At 63.5% G+C, this 20,843-nt stretch carries 18 protein-coding genes and 1 pseudogene; 5 read left to right on the forward strand and 14 right to left on the reverse strand.

Annotated features, from left to right (window positions below; translation table 11 throughout):
- Window positions 1-509: 509 nt before the first annotated feature.
- On the reverse strand, window positions 510-1,265 hold the full coding sequence (locus IPK65_01885) for a sulfite exporter TauE/SafE family protein (protein MBK8161929.1): 756 nt from the start codon (window positions 1,263-1,265) through the stop codon (window positions 510-512).
- Between the two features lie 124 nt (window positions 1,266-1,389).
- Here IPK65_01885 and IPK65_01890 point away from each other — a divergent pair, with 124 nt between their 5' ends.
- Complete coding sequence (locus IPK65_01890) at window positions 1,390-1,998, forward strand: DUF4124 domain-containing protein (protein ID MBK8161930.1); 609 nt, start codon at window positions 1,390-1,392, stop codon at window positions 1,996-1,998.
- Between the two features lie 13 nt (window positions 1,999-2,011).
- Here IPK65_01890 and argB read toward each other — a convergent pair whose 3' ends face one another.
- The 4 genes and pseudogenes from argB to coaBC form a co-directional block, all read right to left on the reverse strand.
- Window positions 2,012-2,905 (reverse strand): acetylglutamate kinase, encoded by an 894-nt coding sequence (gene argB, locus IPK65_01895; protein ID MBK8161931.1) that lies wholly within the window; start codon window positions 2,903-2,905, stop codon window positions 2,012-2,014.
- Window positions 2,906-2,996: 91 nt separating this feature from the next.
- Window positions 2,997-4,429: pseudogene (locus IPK65_01900) on the reverse strand (phosphomannomutase/phosphoglucomutase).
- 1,079 nt (window positions 4,430-5,508) lie between these two features.
- Window positions 5,509-5,964 carry a dUTP diphosphatase gene (dut, locus tag IPK65_01905; GenBank protein MBK8161932.1) on the reverse strand — a complete coding sequence of 152 codons (456 nt, stop codon included), beginning with the start codon at window positions 5,962-5,964 and terminating at the stop codon, window positions 5,509-5,511.
- Entirely contained in the window at window positions 5,936-7,147 is a 1,212-nt protein-coding gene (gene coaBC, locus IPK65_01910; GenBank protein ID MBK8161933.1) for a bifunctional phosphopantothenoylcysteine decarboxylase/phosphopantothenate--cysteine ligase CoaBC, read from the reverse strand. The genes dut and coaBC overlap by 29 nt, the downstream gene beginning before the upstream one ends.
- A gap of 147 nt (window positions 7,148-7,294) precedes the next feature.
- On the opposite strand from coaBC, the gene radC reads away from it, so the two are divergent.
- From radC to rpmG, 3 genes are all read left to right on the forward strand, one after another.
- Window positions 7,295-7,969, forward strand: coding sequence for a DNA repair protein RadC (radC, locus tag IPK65_01915; protein ID MBK8161934.1), 675 nt, complete (start codon window positions 7,295-7,297; stop codon window positions 7,967-7,969).
- A 130-nt stretch (window positions 7,970-8,099) separates the two neighbouring features.
- Window positions 8,100-8,336 carry a 50S ribosomal protein L28 gene (rpmB, locus tag IPK65_01920; GenBank protein ID MBK8161935.1) on the forward strand — a complete coding sequence of 79 codons (237 nt, stop codon included), beginning with the start codon at window positions 8,100-8,102 and terminating at the stop codon, window positions 8,334-8,336.
- Between the two features lie 11 nt (window positions 8,337-8,347).
- Window positions 8,348-8,503: a 50S ribosomal protein L33 gene (rpmG, locus tag IPK65_01925; GenBank protein ID MBK8161936.1), complete on the forward strand. Its 156-nt coding sequence runs from the start codon at window positions 8,348-8,350 to the stop codon at window positions 8,501-8,503.
- A 75-nt stretch (window positions 8,504-8,578) separates the two neighbouring features.
- Here the strand turns inward: rpmG and IPK65_01930 are convergent, their stop codons facing one another.
- The 4 genes from IPK65_01930 to IPK65_01945 all read right to left on the reverse strand — a co-directional run bounded on the left by IPK65_01930 (window position 8,579) and on the right by IPK65_01945 (window position 14,947).
- A complete protein-coding gene (locus IPK65_01930) occupies window positions 8,579-9,760 on the reverse strand; it encodes a transposase (GenBank protein MBK8161937.1) in 1,182 nt (393 codons plus the stop codon).
- Between the two features lie 143 nt (window positions 9,761-9,903).
- The gene (gene argJ, locus IPK65_01935) at window positions 9,904-11,127 is read right to left on the reverse strand and encodes a bifunctional glutamate N-acetyltransferase/amino-acid acetyltransferase ArgJ (protein MBK8161938.1); all 1,224 of its coding nucleotides are present in this window, start codon (window positions 11,125-11,127) and stop codon (window positions 9,904-9,906) included.
- A 113-nt stretch (window positions 11,128-11,240) separates the two neighbouring features.
- A complete protein-coding gene (gene secA / locus IPK65_01940) occupies window positions 11,241-13,967 on the reverse strand; it encodes a preprotein translocase subunit SecA (protein ID MBK8161939.1) in 2,727 nt (908 codons plus the stop codon).
- Between the two features lie 56 nt (window positions 13,968-14,023).
- Entirely contained in the window at window positions 14,024-14,947 is a 924-nt protein-coding gene (locus IPK65_01945; GenBank protein ID MBK8161940.1) for a M23 family metallopeptidase, read from the reverse strand.
- Between the two features lie 50 nt (window positions 14,948-14,997).
- On the opposite strand from IPK65_01945, the gene IPK65_01950 reads away from it, so the two are divergent.
- Complete coding sequence (locus IPK65_01950) at window positions 14,998-15,465, forward strand: DUF721 domain-containing protein (protein MBK8161941.1); 468 nt, start codon at window positions 14,998-15,000, stop codon at window positions 15,463-15,465.
- Window positions 15,466-15,516: 51 nt separating this feature from the next.
- Here IPK65_01950 and IPK65_01955 read toward each other — a convergent pair whose 3' ends face one another.
- The 5 genes from IPK65_01955 to IPK65_01975 all read right to left on the reverse strand — a co-directional run bounded on the left by IPK65_01955 (window position 15,517) and on the right by IPK65_01975 (window position 20,842).
- Window positions 15,517-16,428, reverse strand: coding sequence for a UDP-3-O-acyl-N-acetylglucosamine deacetylase (locus IPK65_01955; GenBank protein MBK8161942.1), 912 nt, complete (start codon window positions 16,426-16,428; stop codon window positions 15,517-15,519).
- 189 nt (window positions 16,429-16,617) lie between these two features.
- On the reverse strand, window positions 16,618-17,781 hold the full coding sequence (gene ftsZ / locus IPK65_01960; protein ID MBK8161943.1) for a cell division protein FtsZ: 1,164 nt from the start codon (window positions 17,779-17,781) through the stop codon (window positions 16,618-16,620).
- A gap of 44 nt (window positions 17,782-17,825) precedes the next feature.
- Entirely contained in the window at window positions 17,826-19,061 is a 1,236-nt protein-coding gene (gene ftsA / locus IPK65_01965; GenBank protein MBK8161944.1) for a cell division protein FtsA, read from the reverse strand.
- Window positions 19,062-19,868 (reverse strand): cell division protein FtsQ/DivIB, encoded by an 807-nt coding sequence (locus tag IPK65_01970; protein MBK8161945.1) that lies wholly within the window; start codon window positions 19,866-19,868, stop codon window positions 19,062-19,064.
- Window positions 19,865-20,842: a D-alanine--D-alanine ligase gene (locus tag IPK65_01975; protein MBK8161946.1), complete on the reverse strand. Its 978-nt coding sequence runs from the start codon at window positions 20,840-20,842 to the stop codon at window positions 19,865-19,867. Before IPK65_01975 ends, IPK65_01970 begins: the two co-directional genes overlap by 4 nt.
- Window position 20,843 lies beyond the last annotated feature (1 nt).

The following is a 20,843-nucleotide window of genomic DNA, read 5'->3' on the forward strand; positions in this document are numbered from 1 at the left end:
TCAGCGTCGCAGGTCGGGCTGAATTAAATGAAGCCAAACATCCTGCCATCGATCGCAGCCAGCAGTTCTATCACGTTGCAAATGTTGGGCTTCAAAAAAACGTTCAGCCCAACCTATGCTTGCTAACTATTTAGTCTTCCCCGAATGCTATCTTCTAAAAGAACTATAAATAGAAAACAACATCACAGCAAAAGCAAACAGCGTTATTATACTGAACAATATTTTTACAAAGAACCGACCAAGCAAATCCTCATACTTACCTATATACCTCCATACAATTCCCGTGTTGCTCCTGTCTCTTAGGTAATTCGAAAACTCGAACATGAACAATAGAGCATAAAAAACGCTGCTATCTGAGATATTACGGGTTTGCCAAAAACAACGGATATTAAAAATGCCGCCAGCAAAAGCAGAAAAACCACTTAGTCTTTTTGATTCATATGGGCGGTAATATAATTCATTTAAAATAATGCGAGGCGCTGTAATTTTAGTTTAGTTTGAGCCTACTTTTATCCCATCACCAACTTCACCCCCACCAGCAGCGTCACCACCTCGAACGCGCGCTTGATCAGGCGGTTGCCCTGCGCGACCGCGATGTGGGCGCCGAGATAGCCGCCGACGAGTGAACCGAGCAGCAGCGCGGGCAGCCAGTCCCAGCGGACCGCCGCCTGCATGCCGAGGACAAGCGCACCGGCGCCGTTCCAGAACAGTCCGACCAGGATCAGGGTATAGGCCACCGCGCGCTTGTAATCCAGCCCGAACCAGCGCACCAGCCACAGGGTGACGAACAGTCCCGTGCCCGAGGAGAGTGAGCCGTTGACCACGCCGATCGCGAACAGTGCGCCGCCGCCGATCAGGTAGCCCTGCCGGTCGCGGTGCTGCGGGCGGTGCTCCTGGCCGAGACCCGGGCTGAACCAGGAGTATATCCCCAGGGCCATGGTGAGCAGACCGAGCGTTATCTGCGCCACCCGGTCGGGTACCTGGAGGATCAGCCGGGTCCCCAGCACCACCCCCGGCAGCCCGGTTGCCAGGATGAACACGGCCAGGCGCCGCTCCAGCCCGCCGGCCTTCAGGTAGCGCAGCGTCGCGCCGATACCCAAGGCGACGGTTGCAATCTTGTGTGTCGCTAGCGCCGTACCGAAGGGCAGACCGAGGAAGATCAGCGCCGGCAGCTGGATCAGCCCGGCCCCGCCCCCGGACAACGCCGAAAACAGGTTCGCCAGGAGCGAAATGACAAACAAGACCAGCTGGCTCAGCCAGTCCATGGCACATACTCAGATGAAGTCATCGCATCGTCCACCCACCACAGCGCCGGCCCGTTCGTGCATCCCCGACATAAGTCGGCCGTACCGGAGCATATCCCGGCGGTTCCGCGCGGCGCCGATCGTATTGTGTCTGTACCTGGCCGCCCCCGCGGCACTGGGCGCCTCCTATAAATGGACCGACGAGCAGGGCCGCGTTCATTACGGCGATACCATCCCGCCGGCGGACATCCACCGTCCCCACGAGAAGCTGGACAAGCAGGGACTGGTAGACAGGAAGGTCGACGCAGCGCCGAATCCGACGCAGCGCGCGGAACTGCGCCGGCGCACTCAGGAACAGGCGGCGGAACAGGAGGAGGCCCGTCGGCGCGAGATCCGCGACCAGTTTCTGATCGAGACCTACCAGGACACCACCCAGGTCAAGGCGGCATACGACGCCAAGCTCGCCAGCATCGACTCCTCCATCAGCCTCGCCACCTCGGTGGTGGATAAACTGACCACACGCCGCGCGGCCCTCGCCAGGAATGCCGCCGCCAATGAACGCGGCGGCGAGGCGACGCTCAAGCTGCAGCAGGGTATCCGCGACATCGACCAGCAGCTCGAGCACCAGCGCAACTACATCGAGGAACGCCGCAGCGAGCGGCGCAGCCTCGAGCAGACCGCCGCGCAGGACATCGCCCGCTTCGAGCAGCTGCAGGCCGAACAGCTCGAGGCGCAGCGCGCCGGGAACCCCTGATCCTGCGCGGGGATCAGCGCCGGATCAGCGTCCCCACGCCCTCGTCGGTGAACACCTCCAGCAGCACCGCATGCTCGACCCGGCCGTCGATGATGTGGGCGCTTTGCACCCCGCCCTGCACGGCCTCCAGCGCGCAGCGCACCTTGGGCAGCATGCCGCCGTAGATGGCGCCCTCGGCGACCAGGCGGTCGACGTCATGGGCGTTGATGCGCGATACGAGCTGTTCGCTCTTGTCCAGCACCCCGCGCGTATTGGTCAGCAGGATAAGCTTCTCAGCCTTCAGCACCTCGGCCACCTTGCCCGCCACCAGGTCGGCGTTGATGTTGTAGGACAGGCCGTCCTCGCCCAGCCCGATCGGCGCGATCACCGGGATGAAATCGCTCTTCACCAGCATGTTGATGACGTTGGCGTTGATGCTCGCGACCTCGCCGACATGGCCGATGTCGATGATCTCCGGCGCGTTCATCTCGGGCGCCTGGCGCGTGAACACCATCTTCCTCGCCTGGATCAGTGAACCGTCCTTGCCGGTCAGCCCGACCGCGGTGCCGCCGTGGCGGTTGATTAGGGCGACGATCTCCTTGTTCACGAGCCCGCCCAGGACCATCTCCACCACGTCCATGGTCTCGCTGTCGGTCACGCGCATGCCGTCGACGAACTGGCTCTGCTTGCCGATCCGCTCGAGCAGGCGTCCGATCTGCGGTCCGCCGCCGTGCACCACGACCGGATTCATGCCGACCAGCCGCATCAGCACCACGTCGCGGGCGAAACCGCTCTTGAGCCGTTCGTCGACCATGGCATTGCCGCCGTACTTGATCACGATGGTCTTGCCGGCGAAGCGCCGGATATAGGGCAGCGCCTCGGTCAACACCCGGGCGATGTTCATGGCGGAATCGGTATTCAGAGTCATGGACGCGCGTCTCCGCTGATCAGCCGGGCGGGCCGCCGCGGCCCGCCTGAGCGGATATTAAACCATGGCCCCATGCACGCATACAGCCGGCTCAGAAGGGCAGCACGAGCGCGGGGTCGATCGCGAACAGGGCGCGCCGGAACGCCTCCTGCACGCGCCCGAGGGCGGCGGCATCATCGGCCTCGAAGCGGATGATGAGGCAGGGCGTAGTGTTCGAGGCGCGCACCAGGCCCCAGCCATCGGGGAAATCGGCGCGCAGGCCGTCTATGGTCGACAGCTTCGCGCCGGGGAAACGGGTCGCGGCGAGAAACCTCTCCATGAACGCATGGTGCATCCCCTCGGTGAAATCCACCCGCAGTTCCGGCGTCGACACCGCGTCGGGCAGCCCGGCGAAGACCTCGGCCGCGGGGCGCGGCTGTCCCGCCAGGATCTCCAGCAGGCGCGCGGCCGTGTAGAGGGCGTCGTCGAAGCCGTACCAGCGTTCCTTGAAGAAGATGTGCCCGCTCATCTCGCCGGCGAGCGGCGCACCGGTCTCTTTCATCTTGGCCTTGACGAGCGAATGCCCGGTGCGCCACATCAGCGGGCGGCCGCCGTGCTCCTCGATCACGCGCGCCAGGTGGCGCGAGCACTTCACGTCGAAGATGATCTCGGCGCCGGGATTGCGTCCGAGCACGTCGATGGCATACAGCATCATCTGCCGGTCCGGCCAGATCACCCGTCCCGTGCCGTCGATCACGCCCAGGCGGTCGCCGTCGCCGTCGAAGGCCAGACCGAGGTCCGCCTTGTGCTCCCTGACGGCCTGGATCAGGTCCGCCAGGTTTTCCGGCTGGCTCGGATCGGGGTGATGATTGGGGAAATTTCCGTCCACCTCGCAGAACAGTTCGATCGGCCGGCACCCCAGTGCGCGCAGCAGATCGGGGCGATCGCCCCGGCGACCCCGTTGCCGCAGTCCACCACCAGCTTGAGCGGGCGCTTGAGACTGACATCGCCGGCGACGCGCTGGATATAGTCTGCGCCGATGGCATGCGTGCGGTAACCGCCTTCACGCTCGCCTGCGATCAGGTCACCCGATTCGATGCGGAGACGCAGACGCTGGATGTCATCACCCGCCAGGGTCTCGCCGCCGATCATGATCTTGAAGCCGTTGTACTCGGGCGGATTGTGGCTGCCCGTCACCATCACGCCCGAACCGGCGCCGAGCGTGTGCGCGGCGTAATACAGCAGAGGCGTCGGCGCCAGTCCGATGTCGATGACATCGGTGCCGGTGGCACGCAGTCCGCGGCTGAGCGCGGCGAGAAAGCCCGGACCGGACAGGCGGCCGTCCCGCGCCACCGCCACGGCGGACAGGCCGCGCGCGCGCGCCTCGCTGCCGATGGCGCGGCCGATCGCATACACGATATCCTCGTCGAGCGTCTGTCCGACGATGCCGCGTATGTCATAGGCCTTGAATATCGAGGCGGACAATGCGGGCAATTCGGTCACCCGGATGCCGCTGTCCTCCTGTGTCGATTTACCCTGTACCATTTCCGCTCCCCCAGCTTCACTGCCTTCCGGCGGAGAACCCGCCGCGATACGTTCGATCACCGGCGCGAATTCGCGCAAGGCCACCTGATACTGGTCGCGCACGGCACCGCGCCGCCACACATCATACGCCGCCGACTCGACCGTGCGCAGATCGCGTGAGAGCGCGCGTGCCAGCAGCCTGAAACCACCATAGAAGGCCAACCCCAGCAGCGCCAGCGCCGCGACCGCGACGGCCGCCACGGCGGCCCTCAGCCCAGCCGCTCCGGGCGCGGGCAGCGGCCAGTAGCTGAGCCGCCAACGCGTCCCGTCCAGCTCGACGTCCCGCGCCGCCGCCTGCCGCGGCTGTGCACCCGCGGTGCGCGCCAGCACCAGCATGCTGCCGTCGCCCAGGGCCTGCTGCAGTTCCACGTATCCGGCGACCAACCGCATCGCCTGCAGCGGTGCCTGAATGATGTCCACGTCGAGCGAGACCAGCAGGCTGCCGGCCAGTGTACTATCGCTCCCGGAAGGGCGTACCGGCACCACGATGTCGAAGTGCTGATCCGGGCTCTGGAACAAATGGACTTCGAGCAGCGGCGGGATGCGCTCGGTTTCCATGCGCGCGATCAGTTCGAGATCAGCGAAACCGAGCTGGGGAAAGGCGCCCGCGGGCGGCAATTCGCTGCCGGCGACGGTCAGGCTGACACGGGTGGCGCCGGGGATCAGGCGGGCGATCTCCTGTTCACGCGCGCGCCGTTCCAGCGCGTCACCGTCCTGCAGAACCCGCAGCGTCTCCGTTTCACCTGCGAAGGCCTCCACCTGGCGGCGGAGGTCCCCGAACCGCGTGTTCAACTGTCGCTGCAGGGCGTCGAGTTCGACGGCGGCGGCTCGCGCCTGCTGGTCGGCCAGCACGCGTGTCACCCTTTCGACGGCGAAATAGGCCGTCACGCCGAGCGCCAGCGCCGCGGCGGCGAACAATCCCGCAGCACAGCGGGCCAGGCTAAGCGTGTACCGGCGCGGCTCCGCCGCGCCGCCGGGGCGGGATTCAAGCATGAGAATGCCGGTTGCCTGTCATGCGGGTAGACCCGGGGCCGGGGCGGTCAATTGCGGCCGGAATGACCGAAACCGCCGGCACCACGATCGCTGAGTTCGAACTCATCCACGATTTCGAAATCCGCCTTCACGACCGGGACAAACACCATCTGGGCGATACGCTCGCCGACAATGATGGAAAACGGCTCGCGTCCGCGGTTCCAGCAGGAGACGAAGACCTGCCCCTGGTAATCGGAATCGATCAGGCCGACCAGATTGCCCAGCACGATGCCATGCTTGTGTCCAAGACCGGAACGCGGCAGCAGTACGGCGGCGACGTTGTCGTCGTCGATGTGGATCGCGAGCCCGGTCGGAATCAGGTGCGTCTCGCCCGGCCGGATCTCGAGCGGCTCGTTGAGACATGCGCGCAGGTCCATGCCCGCCGCCCCCGCGGTCATGTACTCCGGCAGAGGAATCTCATTGCCCAGGCGGGCATCAAGAATCTTCAGCTGCACCTTGTGCATGATATCTCTCCGCTATGTGCTTGATGATGTCGCGCGCCAGCTTCTGCTTGGATGCGCGCGGCAGGTCCGCCTGCCCCCCGTGCCAGAACACGGTCACCTCGTTGTCATCGGCTTCAAAACCGACGCCTTCCCGCCCGACCAGATTGGCGATCACCATATCCAGCCCTTTGGACTGCAGCTTCACCCGGGCATTGCGCGCCAGGTCTTCGGTCTCCGCGGCGAAGCCCACCATGAAGGGGGCGTTGGGCAATGCGGCGACCTCGGCCACGATATCCGGCGTACGCTCCAGCTCTAACACCGCGGACATCTCGTCCTTCTTCAGCTTGCGCGCGGCGACGTTGACCGGGCGATGGTCCGCGACCGCCGCGGCGGAGATAAACACATCGCAATCCGCATGTTCGAGCACACGGCCGCGCATCTCCGCGGCCGAAGTCACCTCGATGCGGCGGACCCCCGCGGCGAGCGCCTGGTCGACAGGTCCGCTGATCAGGGTAACGCGCGCGCCCGCCTCCAACGCCGCATTGGCCAGGGCGTAACCCATCTTGCCCGAGCTGCGGTTGGACAGAAAGCGTACCGGGTCGATCGCCTCCCGCGTCGGCCCTGCGGTCACCAGCACTGTCAGGCCCTGCAGGCGGCCGGACTGGAACAGCCCGGCGGTCAACCCGGCCAGTTCCTCGGGCTCCAGCATGCGCCCGGGGCCGGTCTCGCCGCAGGCCTGGTCACCGCTGCCGGGACCGAACAGGCACACGCCGCGACTCCCGAGTGTCGCCACGTTGGCACGCGTGGCCGGATGTTCCCACATCACACGGTTCATCGCCGGCGCCAGCGCCAGCGGTGCGGTGCTCGCCAGGCACAGGGTGGACAGAAGATCGTCGGCCAGCCCGGCGGCGAGCTTGGCGATCTGGTGGGCGGAGGCGGGCGCGATCAGGATCAGGTCCGCCCAGCGCGCCAGCTCGATGTGTCCCATCACGGTCTCGTCCTCGGGATCGAGGTGACGCGTGTGAACGCGGCGACCCGACACCGCCTGCAGGGTCAGTGCAGTGATGAATTGGGCGCCGGCGCGCGTGAGGACGACCTCCACCTCGGCGCCATCGGCGCGCAGCCGGCGCACGAGGTCGGGGATCTTATAGGCGGCGATGCTGCCGCTGACCCCGAGCAGGATCTTTTTATTTGCCAGACGCATACGGTATCGCTAAGCTTTGAAGCCGGACCGGGCGGAACGCGCCCGGGGGCCCATTAAGATAGCATTTAATCGCGCTGGGCGCGCGGGGATCCGGCCGCGGGATGCGACCGCCGCACAGCCTTTTCAGGACGACAAGGAGTGTCGACCATGGCGATCCCTCATTGGCCTGCATCCGAGCGGCCGCGTGAAAAGCTATGCGCGCAGGGCCCGGCCAGCCTGTCCGATGCCGAACTGCTGGCGATCCTCCTGCGCACCGGCGTGCGCGGCAAGACGGCCGTGGACGTCGCGCGCGAGCTGTTGCTCGAGTACGGGGGTCTGCGCGCCCTGCTCGAGGCGGACCGTGCACGGCTGTGCCGCAGTCCCGGACTCGGACTCGCCAAGTATGTACAGCTCCAGGCCATGCTCGAGCTCGGCAGGCGACACCTGCGCGAAACCCTGACGCGCGGTGACGCGCTCAGCAATCCCTCCGATACCAAGAACTACCTGATGGCGCAACTGCGCGACCGCCCCCATGAGATCTTCGCCTGCCTGTTCCTGGACACGCGCCACCGCGTGATCGCCTTCGAGGAAATGTTCCGCGGCACCATCGACGGGGCGAGCGTGCATCCGCGCGAGATCGTCAAGCGGGCCCTGAGCTATAACGCCGCCGCGCTCATCCTCGCCCACAACCACCCGTCCGGGGTGGCCGAACCGAGCCAGTCCGACCAGCGCCTGACCCAGCGCCTGCGTGACGCCCTCCATCTGGTGGATATCCGGGTGCTCGATCACCTCGTGATCGGGGACGGCAGGGTGGCTTCATTCGCCGAGTTGGGCCTGTTGTAAACAGCCTATCGCGATTTTTATAACCATATGATCCTGAAAGATATATCCAAACAACCCCGACGACACACTTGTGGCCGGCGCGGCGATTTGATATAAAGCTCCGTTTCCGTCGTTCATCGGGAGAGATGTCATGTCCAGGGTTTGTCAGATTACCGGGAAGCGGCCAATCGTCGGCAATAACGTTTCCCACGCCAACAACAAGACGAAGCGCCGCTTTCTGCCCAACCTGCAGACGCACCGTTTCTGGGTCGAGAACGAGCAGCGCTGGATCAAGCTGCGTGTCAGCACCCAGGGCATGCGCATCATTGACAAGCAGGGTATTGATAACGTCCTCGCCGATATCCGCGGCCGCGGCGTCAAGGTATAAGGGGCACAATCATGCGTGAAAAGATCAAGCTAGCGTCCTCGGCCGGCACCGGGCACTTCTACACCACGACCAAGAACAAGCGCACCATGCCGGACAAGATGGAGATCAAGAAGTTTGATCCGGTCGTGCGCAAGCACGTCGTCTACAAGGAAACCAAGCTGAAATAAGCTCTGCGCCGCAGCGCCGTGGACATAAAAAAACCCGCACCGCGGGTTTTTTTATGTCCACGGCGACCGAACCGATCACGCCGGCACGGGGCGCATCGAATAGCTGCGCAGCACGCAAACGAAATCCTGCAGGGCATGGATGCCCGAGGCCTCGGCCTGGCGGCACCACTCCTGCAGCGCGTGCAACAGGTGCTCGTTCGACTCCGCAGAGCGGCGCCACAGGGACTGCAGACGCTGCTTGAAACGGTATACCGTCTCCAGCCGCTGACTGTCACTCAGTATCGACTCCAGCTGGCGCTGGGCCTGTTCATCAATGAGCGTTTCGTCCCGCATCAGCAGGCGGCGAGCCTTCCGCAGCAACGGTCTCGCCGCGCCGGCGGCCCCGCGCATTTCATCACGGTGTACACGCTTCAGCACATCGCGCCCATAGCGCGACATGACCTGGAACCGGTTGTTGATGATCGCGGCCAGGGTGTCCATGTCCACGGCTGATTTGCTCGGATCGAGCAGCGGCCGCGCCGCAACCTTGCGCACTCGAGCCAGACGGAACAGCCCCAGCAGGCGTATGTACAGCCAGCCGATGTCGAACTCCCACCATTTGGATGACAGCCGCGCCGATGAGGCGAAGGTGTGGTGGTTGTTGTGCAGCTCCTCTCCGCCGATCAGGATGCCCCAGGGCACGATATTGGTCGATGCATCGGGCACCTCATAGTTGCGGTAACCCCACCAGTGCCCGAGGCCGTTGATGATGCCTGCGGCGAAGACCGGGATCCACAGCATCTGTATGCCCCATACTGCAATGCCCGCAATACCGAACAGGAGCAGATCGATCAGAAGCATCAAGCCGATGCCGAGCGCGCTGTGCGGAGTGTAGAGCCTGCGCTCGATCCAGTCGGCCGGGGTTCCATGCCCGTACTTGTCCAGCGTCTCGCGGTTTGCCGACTCGGCCTTGTACAGCTCAGCCCCCTCCAGCAGCACTTTTTTGATGCCGCGCACCTGCGGGCTGTGCGGATCCTCCGCAGTCTCGCACTTGGCGTGGTGTTTGCGGTGGATGGCCACCCATTCCTTGGTCACCATGCCGGTGGTCAGCCACAGCCAGAAACGGAAGAAATGGCTGACGACCGGGTGCAGCTCCAGCGCGCGGTGGGCCTGGTGGCGGTGCAGATAGATGGTGACTCCGGCGATCGTGACGTGAGTCAGTACCAGTGCCGCCAGCAGCGACAGCCAGAGAGAGAAATCCGTAATCCCGTCGATCATGTGGAAACAAGCCTCCAGTGTTTATTGATCACGGAGGGGGTCGCCGCCGTCGGGCACCGCATCCACCGTGGATTGACAGTATTATATGGGCGCGGGTGACTGCTTTCACCCAGTTACTTCGTGGATTTCGTGTATCTCACTGATCAGGTGCGATATTCCGCGTTGATGCGCACGTAATCATAGGAAAAATCGCAGGTCCAGACTCGGGCCTGCGCGTGGCCGCGCGCGAGTGCGATCCGTATCGTGATCTCGCTACCCTGCATGACCTGGCGACCCTGCTCCTCGGTGTAGTCGGGCGCCCGCCCCCCGCCGCGCACAATACAGACCTCGTCCAGATAGATGGATACACCATCGACGTCGAAATCTGCAAGACCGCTGCGTCCCACCGCGGCGAGAATGCGGCCCCAATTGGGATCGCTGGCGAAAAACGCAGTCTTCACCAGGGGGGAGAGGGCCACCGCGTACCCGACGGCGCGGCATTCTTCCCGGTCCCTGCCTTCGACCACTTCTACAGTTATGAATTTGGTCGCGCCCTCCGCGTCACGCACGATGGCCTGCGCAAGCCCCGCGCACACCTCTGTAATCGCCTCGCGCAGCACAGGGAAACGCTCGTCGTCCTCCGTGGACAGCGCCGGGGCGGATGACGTCCCCGTGGCAAGCAGGATGCAGGCGTCGTTGGTGGAGGTATCACCGTCGACCGTGATGGAGTTGAACGATTCCTCCGCCGCCGCCCGCAGGCAGCGACGGAGCAAGTCTGGGTTCACCCGGGCGTCGGTCGCAACGAAGGCCAGCATGGTGGCCATATCGGGATGGATCATGCCGGCACCCTTGGCGATCCCTGTAACCGTCACGGCATGTCCTCCGAGCTGTACGCGGCGTGACACGCCCTTGGGTACGGTGTCCGTGGTCATGATGCCGGCGGCCGCGTCCCCCCATCCGTCCGCGCGCAACGCCGCCAATGCGGCGGGCAGGCCCTGAATGATGCGGTCGACCGGCAACGGCTCGCCGATCACGCCGGTGGAGAACGGCAGCACCTCGGCGGGATCGCACCCGGCCTGCGCCGCAAGTGCGGCACAGCATTCCTCGGCACCCCGCAGGCCTGCCGGGCCGGTACCGGCATTGGCATTTCCGGTATTGATCAGTAGATACCGCGGCATGCGCCCCGCCAGGTTGCCGCGCGCAACGGTCACCGGCGCGGCACAGAAGGCGTTGCGCGTAAATATCGCGGCGCAGTCGGTGCCCGGCGCGATCTCGACCACGACGAGATCGCGCCGCCCGGTTTTGCGAATACCCGCCGCCGTGGTGCCTATACGGATACCGCCTACTGCGTACAGCGGCGGCAATTCGCCGGACAAGCCTACAGCCATGGTTGAGTCACCGGGGTCGCCTCGGCCGAAGAGAAGAACAGACGATAGAGAAAAGGGGATGGATATTCAAGCCGGCGCGCGCGAATCCGGAGGCGACCGGCGCGTGCCGGCTTTCACTCAAGCCGGCCGTGGCACTGCTTGTATTTCTTGCCCGATCCGCACGGGCAGGGGTCATTGCGCCCGAGCTTGGGCCCCTGGCGCACGAAGGGTTGCACAGCCGGCTCGACAGGGTCGCTGGCTGTGGCTGCTCCACCGCCGTCACCGCCCGCAGACGCGAGCGCGCTCGCTTCGGCGTGCTGGAATTGCATGCGGGCGTGGGAGCGGCGCTGCTCCTCGACTGCCTGCACGTCCTCCTCCGCGCGCACCTGGACGCGGGACAGGATCGTGACCACCTCCTGTTTGATGCGCTCCAGCATGGCGCTGAAAAGCTCGAAGGCCTCGCGTTTGTATTCCTGCTTGGGATTCTTCTGCGCGTAACCGCGCAGGTGGATACCCTGGCGCAGATGGTCCATGGTGGCGAGGTGGTCCTTCCAGTTGCTGTCCAGCACCTGCAGCATGACTGCCTTCTCGAACTCGCGCATGACCTTCGCGCCCGCCATCTGTTCCTTATCCGCGTATGCGCGTTCCAGCTCGCCGAGGATGCGTTCGCGCAGGGTCTCCTCGTGCAGGCTGTCGTCCCCGGCCAGCCATGCGGCGACGGGGAGATGCAGCCCGTACTCTTGCTCCAAGGCTTTTTCCAGACCGGGAATGTCCCACAGCTCGTCCAGGCTCTGCGGCGGAATGTAGACGTCGATGAAACCGTTGACCACGTCCCGGCGCAGGGTATGGATGGTCTCGGAGATGTCCGCCACCTCCATCAGCTCGTTGCGCTGCTCATAGATCACGCGGCGCTGGTCGTTCGCGACGTCGTCGTACTCGAGCAGCTGCTTGCGGATGTCGAAATTGTGGCCTTCGACCTTGCGCTGGGCGCCTTCGATCGCCTTGGTCACCCACGGGTGCTCGATCGCCTCGCCTTCCTGCATGCCGAGCTTCTGCATCAGCGCGGCGACGCGCTCGGAGGCGAAGATGCGCATCAGGTTGTCCTGCAGCGACAGGTAGAACCGGCTGGAGCCGGGATCGCCTTGACGTCCGGAACGGCCGCGCAGCTGGTTGTCGATGCGGCGCGATTCGTGTCGTTCCGTGCCGATGATGTGCAGGCCGCCTGCGGTGAGGACCTGGTCGTGGCGCAACTGCCATTCCTCGCGCAGACGCGGTCTGTCCGCCTCGGCTCCCTCCGGAAGCGCAGCCAGCACCGCCTCCAGCGAGCCCCCCAGCACGATGTCCGTGCCGCGGCCTGCCATGTTGGTGGCGATGGTAACCGCTCCCGGGCGGCCGGCCTGGGCTACGATCTCGGCCTCGCGCTGATGCTGTTTGGCGTTCAGCACTTCATGCTTGATGCCGCCCTTGCGCAGCAGCTTCGACAGGTACTCCGATGTCTCGATGGAAGTGGTGCCGACGAGCACCGGCTGACCGCGTTCATTGCAGTCGGCGATGTCTTTGATGATGGCATCGTACTTCTCGCCCGTCGTGAGATAGACCAGATCGCCCATGTCCTTGCGGATCATCTGCCGATGGGTCGGGATTACCACGACCTCCAGTCCGTAGATCTGCTGGAACTCATAGGCTTCGGTATCGGCGGTGCCGGTCATGCCCGACAGCTTGCCGTACATGCGGAAATAATTCTGGAAGGTGATCGAGGCGAGGGTCTGGTTTTCGTTCTGGATCGGGACGCCTTCCTTCGCCTCGATCGCCTGATGCAGTCCCTCGGACCAGCGCCGTCCCGGCATGGTGCGGCCGGTGAACTCGTCCACGATCACGATGGCGCCGTCCTTGACGATGTATTCCACATCGCGGTGGTACAGTATAGTCGCGCGCAAGGCCGCATTGAGGTGATGCATCAGGCGGATATTGGCGGCACTGTAGAGGCTGTCCCCCTCCTTCAGCAGACCGGTCTTCAGCATCAGGTCTTCGACCGTCTGATGACCTTCCTCGGTCAGATAGACCTGCCTGGCCTTCTCGTCCACCGTGAAATCGCCCGGTCCGCCCTCCGCCTCCTGCCGCTTCAGCTGGGGGATCAGCTTGTTGATCTCGGCATAAAGATTAGAACTCTCATCGACGGGCCCGGAAATGATCAGCGGCGTACGCGCCTCGTCAATGAGGATCGAATCCACCTCGTCGACGATCGCGTAGCTGAGACCGCGCTGGACCTTGTCCGCAGGGCGGAAGGCCATGTTGTCGCGCAGGTAGTCGAAGCCGAACTCATTGTTGGTGCCGTACGTGATGTCGGCGGCGTAGGCCGCGCGCTTCTCTTGCGACGACTGCCCGGCATGGATCACCCCGGTGGTCATGCCGAGAAAGCCGAATACGCGCCCCATCCAGTCGGAGTCGCGTCGTGCCAGGTAGTCGTTGACCGTGACGACATGCACCCCCTTCGCGGGCAGCGCATTCAGATAGGCGGGCAACGTCGCAACCAGGGTTTTACCCTCGCCGGTGCGCATCTCGGCGATCTTGCCCGAGTTGAGCACCATACCGCCGATCAGCTGAACATCGAAATGGCGCATCCCGAGTGCGCGCTTCGAGGCCTCCCGCACTGCGGCGAAGGCCTCCGGCAGGAGGTCATCTAACGCTGCGCCGTCAGAGAGACGACGGCGGAATTCATCCGTCTTGGCGCGCAGCTCGTCGTCCGACAACGCGGCAAACGTATCTTCCTGAAGGTTGATTCGCTCGACAACGGCGCGGAGGCGTTTCAGCAGGCGTTCGTTGCGGCTACCGAAGATTTTGCTGAGAAACTTGCTTACCATTTAGCGGTGACGGGAAATCAAAAAAGGAAGCCACCCACCGCCGGCAGCGCGGCGGCTTACTTGGCCGCGTAAACGAATTTCGCGGGATCTACCACACGGCCGTTCTTGAGGACTTCAAAATGGACATGGGGACCCGTCGAGCGTCCACTCGACCCCATCAAAGCGATGCGCTGCCCTTTGGTAACTACGTCCCCGACCTTAACCACATTCGCCCTGTTATGGGCGTAGCGGGTAATATAACCGTTGCCGTGATTGATTTCCACCATCTGGCCGTAGCCATGGCGATCCGCCGACCATGTCACCAGCCCGGCGGCGACGGCCTGGATTTCCGTACCCTCTTTCCCGGCGAAATCGATTCCCTTGTGGTATTCGCGCCGGCCCGTGAAGGGGTCGGTCCTCATGCCGAAGTAGGATGAAATCCAGCCCCCCTGAATCGGTCGCCCGGTGGGAAGGATCTGAGCATCCAGACTGCGGTTCATGAAAAATGATTCCAGCACGCGCAACTGCTGTTCGCGGCTGTCCATCTCCGCCGCCAGCTGATCCAGGGACTGCATGAAGTTCGGTGTATCGATCTCCTGCAGCAACTCCACCTCCGCCTGCGGACCACCCTGCGCCGGCGGAGCGGCGAAATTGAATTCAGCCTTGTCGAGCTTCGCGACCTCCACGAGGCGCTGTCCCAGTGCATTGATGCGCACGGCCTGCGCCTGCAGATGGCCGAGACGGGTTGCCAGCGCGTTCACCTCGTCGCGCGCCTGGTCCGAGGCACGGCTTATTTCCGCCCGATACTGAACCAGTTCCTGCGCCCACTCCTGCGGGATCAGCGCGCTGTGAGCGCGGGACTTGCCGAGATACACTCCGGTGAGTACGGCGGCTACGGGGATGAGCACCAGAACAGCGGCCAGGGTGGCGGCCAGCCTCCAGCCGTCCAGCTGGAAATTGGCCGGCTTTCCTGAGCGCCTCGTAAATACGATAATGTTCATTGGTTCAATCCGGTCACTTACCCGCCACGCGGAATCATGGGGTCATCATTGTGAAAGCTGCGTACACCAACCAGCGCCCATCCGGAAAATCCTGCGCTGCCTTGCTGAACGGCGCCGGCGGAGAACTCGGTTACCTAATAGAACACTGCAAACGGCTGGAATGCATGTCGCGCCTGTTGCGAGACAGGCTCCCGCCCCAACTCGGACCGCACTGCCAGATCGGTGGCATCGTGCGGGAGAGCCTGATCCTGCATGCAGACTCGGCCGTCTGGGCGTCCAAGCTACGCTATTATTGCCCGCAGTTGCTCGCTGATCTGTGTCAGCAGCCCGATTTCAGGCAGATTAGCGAGATCCGCGTCAAGGTTGTACCACAGCAGACAGTGCAATCATCGCGCCAACCGGTACGACGGCGAATGCCCTCGTCTGCAACTCGACTGCTGCTCGCCGTCGCCGCCGCGACACCGCCCTCACCGCTCAAGGAGGCGCTGTTACGGCTGGCAAGCCGAGAGCATGATTAGTTAATAAAAACAATCCGCTACAGAATCATCGCCGGCCGGATAATAGCCCGGTCAGCTCGCGGATACCGGCTGCATGTACGAAATCGGCGCCGGCTGGTCGCCCGAAAACGTCACCAGTTCCCAAGCTTCCTGTTCGGCCATCAGTCTGCGCAGAAGCATGTTATTAAGGGCATGCCCCGATTTGTAGCCGCTGAAGGCACCGATCAGGCTATAACCGAGCAGATAAAGATCACCGATCGCGTCCAGGACCTTGTGTTTGACGAACTCGTCCTCATAACGCAAGCCGTCTTCGTTCAGAATCCGGTAATCGTCGACCACCACGGCGTTGCTCAGGCTTCCACCCAGGACGAGGTTCATCTCGCGCAGGCGTTCGTAATCGCGCATGAAGCCGAAGGTGCGCGCGCGGCTGATCTCCTTGACAAAGGAGGTGGTCGAAAAATCGATGCAGGCTTCCTTGGTGCGGCCGCGAAAGGCGGGGTGGTTGAAATCTATGGCGAAGGAAACCTTGAAGCCTTCAAAGGGATCGAACCTCGCCCATTTGTCGCCGTCCTCAACCTGTACGGAGCGCTTGATCCGGATGAAGCGCTTGGGCGCGTTCTGTTCTTCGATACCGGCCGACTGGATCAGGAACACGAACGGGCCGGCGCTGCCGTCCATGATCGGCACCTCGGGTGCGCTGAGATCGACATAGGCGTTATCTATGCCCAATCCCGCGAAGGCGGAGAGCAGGTGCTCAACGGTTGAGATGCGCACATCTCCTTTCACCAGGGTCGTGGAAAGAGTTGTTTCGCCGACATTTTCCTCGCGCGCCGAAATCTCGACGGGCTCATCGAGATCCACCCGCCGGAAGATGATACCGGTATCCGCCGCCGCGGGCCGCAGCGTGAGAAATATCTTTTTTCCGGTATGCAGCCCGACACCCGTAGCCCGGATGACGTTTTTCAACGTGCGCTGTCTTAACATCAAGCATGTCCCTGATATTGCCGCGGGTACCCACCCGCAAAATTGCGGCGACTATAGCACGTCACCATACGCCTGCCTAGAAATAACCGCAATGGTTATCGACCGCGCCTGAGCATCCTGTAACAACAGGTCAATACTTCAAGAGCGGTCGATTCCTTAATAGTATACATATGATCTTTCCCTCCCCCATCAATCGGCCTGTCTCCGCAGGAAGGCCGGGATATCCAGATAGTCCATATTGGTCGTGCCGTCCTTGAGCGTGGCCGCCTCGTCGAGGGTCCGGTTGCGGGCGAACGCCGGCCGCTCCAGCGGGGCATAATCAACTTCGCCGCTCGCCTTGCGCACCGGCGGCACCACCTTGAGGTGATTTTCCTCCGGCTTCTGCACCCGTTCCTGCGGCAGTCCGAGTCCTGTGGCAACGACGGTTACCCTGAGCTCATCGCCCATCTCGGGGTCGATGACGGTACCCACCACCACGGTCGCGTTCTCCGATGCGAACGCCTTGATGGTGTTGCCGACCTCCTCGAACTCTCCGATCGAAATGTCCAGACCGGCCGTGACGTTCACCAGGATGCCGCGTGCGCCCTGCAGATCGATATCCTCCAGCAGAGGGCTGGCGATGGCTGCTTCAGCCGCCTCGCGCGCCCGGTTCTCGCCGCGATGACTGCCCGAGCCCATCATGGCCATGCCCATTTCGGACATGACGGTGCGCACGTCGGCGAAGTCGACGTTGATCAGGCCAGGGCGAGTAATCAGGTCCGCAATACCCTGCACAGCGCCGAGCAGCACATTGTTCGCAGCCTTGAATGCGTCCAGCAGGGTGACCGTCCTGCCCAGCACCGAGAGCAGCTTCTCGTTCGGAATCGTGATCAGCGAATCCACGTACTGGCTGAGCTGGCGGATTCCTTCCTCAGCGATCATGGCGCGTTTGCGTCCTTCGAATGAAAACGGCTTGGTCACCACGGCGACCGTGAGGATGCCCATCTCGCGCGCGGTCTGCGCCACCACCGGCACGCCGCCGGTTCCGGTGCCGCCGCCCATGCCCGCCGTGATAAAGACCATATCGGCCCCCTGCAACACCTCGATGATACGTTCGCGGTCCTCCAGAGCGGCCTGCCTGCCGATGTCGGGATTGGCTCCTGCGCCAAGCCCCTTGGTGATACCCGCCCCCAGCTGCAGCGTGGTGCGCGCGGACGAGGCCTTCAAGGCCTGGGCGTCGGTATTCGCACAGATGAAATCAACACCGTCGATCTGCGCCGACACCATGTGCTCGACGGCGTTGCCGCCGCCACCGCCCACGCCGATGACTTTGATCACGGCGTTCTGACTATAGGAATCCATCAGTTCAAACATTGTTATTACCTCCTCTTCTTTGATATATAAAATCCGTCATTGACTCAGAAATTGCCCTGAAACCAGCCTTTCATCCTGCCCCACACCCCCTTGACCCCGCTGTTCATGCGCACCGGGGCCTTCCTGCCGTAACGCTGCTGATGCCCGTACAGCAACAGTCCCACGCCTGTGGCGTAGATCGGGTTGCGCACCACGTCGGCAAGACCGCTCACCTTCTGCGGCAAGCCAAGCCGTACCGGCATATGAAACACCTCCTCGGCCAGCTCGATCACGCCCTCCATCTTCGCGCTGCCCCCGGTTAACACCACCCCGGAAGCGATCAGGCTTTCAAAGCCTGAACGGCGCAGCTCCGCCTGGATCAGCGTGAACAGCTCGTCGTAACGCGGCTCCACCACCTCGGCCAGCGTCTGGCGCGCCAGGCGGCGCGGCTTGCGTTCGCCGACCCCGGGCACCTCGATGGTTTCGTTCGGGTTCGCCAGCTGGGTAAGCGCGCAGCCGTACTTGATCTTGATGTCCTCGGCGTACTGCGTCGGCGTGCGCAGCGCGACCGCGATGTCGTTGGTGACCTGGTCGCCGGCAATCGGTATAACCGCCGTGTGGCGGATCGATCCGTCGGTGAAGACCGCGATGTCGGTGGTGCCGCCGCCGATGTCGACCAGGCACACACCCAGCCCCTTCTCGTCCTCCGTAAGCACTGCATAACTCGATGCGAGCTGCTCCAGGATGATGTCGTCGACCTCGAGACCGCAGCGGCGCACGCACTTGATGATGTTCTGCGCCGCGCTGACCGCGCCGGTGACGATGTGCACCTTCGCCTCCAGGCGGACACCGGACATGCCGACCGGCTCCATGATGCCTTCCTGGTTGTCGATGATGAATTCCTGCGGCAGGATGTGCAGCATCTTCTGGTCGGCGGGAATCGCGACGGCGCGCGCAGCATCGATCACGCGGTCGACATCGCCGGGCGTGACCTCCTCATCGCGGATCGCGACGATGCCGTGGGAGTTGATGCTCCGGATGTGACTGCCGGCGATCCCGGTGTACACCGAATGGATCTCGCAACCCGCCATCAACTCGGCCTCCTCCACTGCGCGCTGGATGGACTGCACAGTGGATTCAATGTTGACCACGACGCCCTTCTTCAGTCCGCGCGATGGATGTGACCCGATACCGATGATCTCGATCTCGTCGTTTTCGGTCACCTCGCATACGATCGCCACGACCTTCGAAGTGCCTATATCCAGCCCCACGATCAGATCTTTTCCGTCTCTCTTTGGCATCTACGCTTTGTCTCCCGTATTCTTCGTGCCCGGCCTGCCGGCCGCGCCGTTCCCGGACAGGCGCCATTTCACGGCAAAGCCGTTGGAATAACGCAGATCCACTTCCTCCACCTCGGCGCTGCGCTCCGCGAGCGTGCCAGGATAAAACCGCACGTAACGCCCGAGCTGCTTCTCACTGTCCTTGCGGCCCAGCGTCAGGCGCATGCCGTTGTCGAGCATCAGTCGCCATGAGCGCCGCGCATCCATGCTCAGGCTCGTGATGGCGACTCCGCGCGGGGCAAGCTGGTCACCCATCCTCAGGTAAGCGTTCATGACCAGCGCCGAGGTACGCGGCGGTCCCTCCAGCATCGGCAGTTTCCGCGCCTCCGCGTCGAGTTCCGCGGGATGAAACACCTGCCCGGCCGGATTGACCAGACCCCCGTCATGCCACCGCGCCACCGCCTGTTCCTCCGTCACGGTCACATGAAGCACGTCCGGCCACACACGCCGCACCGAGGCGCGCTCCACCCAGGGTAGCCCTTCCAGCGCCTGCTTGATCGCACGCACATCGGCCTCAAAGAAACCCGCTGCCGCGTACGGCGCGACGATCGCGGACAACTCCGGCGCGTTTACATGCGCGAACGTTCCCTCCACCCGCAACACCTTGAAGGGGAAACTGGTGCGCTCCATCCGGGCCACTCTTTCCCACAGGCTATGGGCCGTGAAGACCACCGCGAGCACTACGAGCCCCGCCAGTCCCCGGCGCACGTGGCGATGACGCCATACGGCGCCCCATGTCCGCGCACGTTGCCGCCCGCGGCTGCTCATGACACCACCACCCCGGTGTCTCCGCGAGGATCGAGTGTCTCTTCCAAAATGCGCCATACCAGGTCGTTGAAGCTGATACCCACGGCGCGCGCGGCCATCGGCATCAGCGAATGTGAGGTCATCCCGGGCACCAGATTCGCCTCGATCAGCCACGGCTCGTTACGCTCGTCCATGAGGAAGTCAATGCGGCCCCAGCCGCGCGCGCCCAGCAGTTCGAAGGCTTGCAGGCAAAGCTCCCTGACACGCACCTCCAGTGAATCGGGCAGGCCGCTCGGACAGAGGTAGCGCGTATCATTGGAGATGTATTTGGCGCGATAGTCATAGAATTCGCCGTCGGGTTCGATGCGGATCGTCGGCAGCGCGCGCTTGCCCAGGACGGCGCAGGTGAACTCGGGATTACCCGCACCGCAGGAGATGAACTTCTCGGCCATCACGACGCGTGCCGTGTCGCCGCGCGCGAGCAGGAAGGCCGCATCGATCTGGTCGGCGCTCTTCACCTTCGTAACACCGACGCTGGAGCCCTCTTCCGACGGCTTGATGATGAACGGATAGCCGAGGCTGTCCGCAGCCGCGTATGCCTCATCGACCGATTCCACGAGAAAGTAATCCGGCGTGGGCAACCCCTCCGACTGCCACATGCGCTTCGAGCGCAGCTTGTCCATCGCCAGCGCCGATGCGAGCATGCCGCTGCCGGTGTAGTGCAGGCCGATAAGATCGAGCACCGCCTGCAGGGTGCCATCCTCGCCGACAGTTCCGTGCATAACGTTGAATGCGCGGTCAAAGCCTTCGCGACGCAGCCCGAACAGGCGCTCGCGGTCGGGATCCACCTCGTGGGCATCGACGCCGCGTTCGCGCAGCGCCCCGAGCACGGCCTTGCCGCTCCACAGCGACACCTCGCGCTCCGCCGACCACCCGCCCATCAGCACGCAAACCTTGCCGAACGCGGCCGGATCGCTCACCCTGGCGGCACCCATA

The sequence above is a fragment of the Gammaproteobacteria bacterium genome (genome assembly GCA_016712635.1).
Taxonomy (GTDB): domain Bacteria; phylum Pseudomonadota; class Gammaproteobacteria; order SZUA-140; family SZUA-140; genus JADJWH01.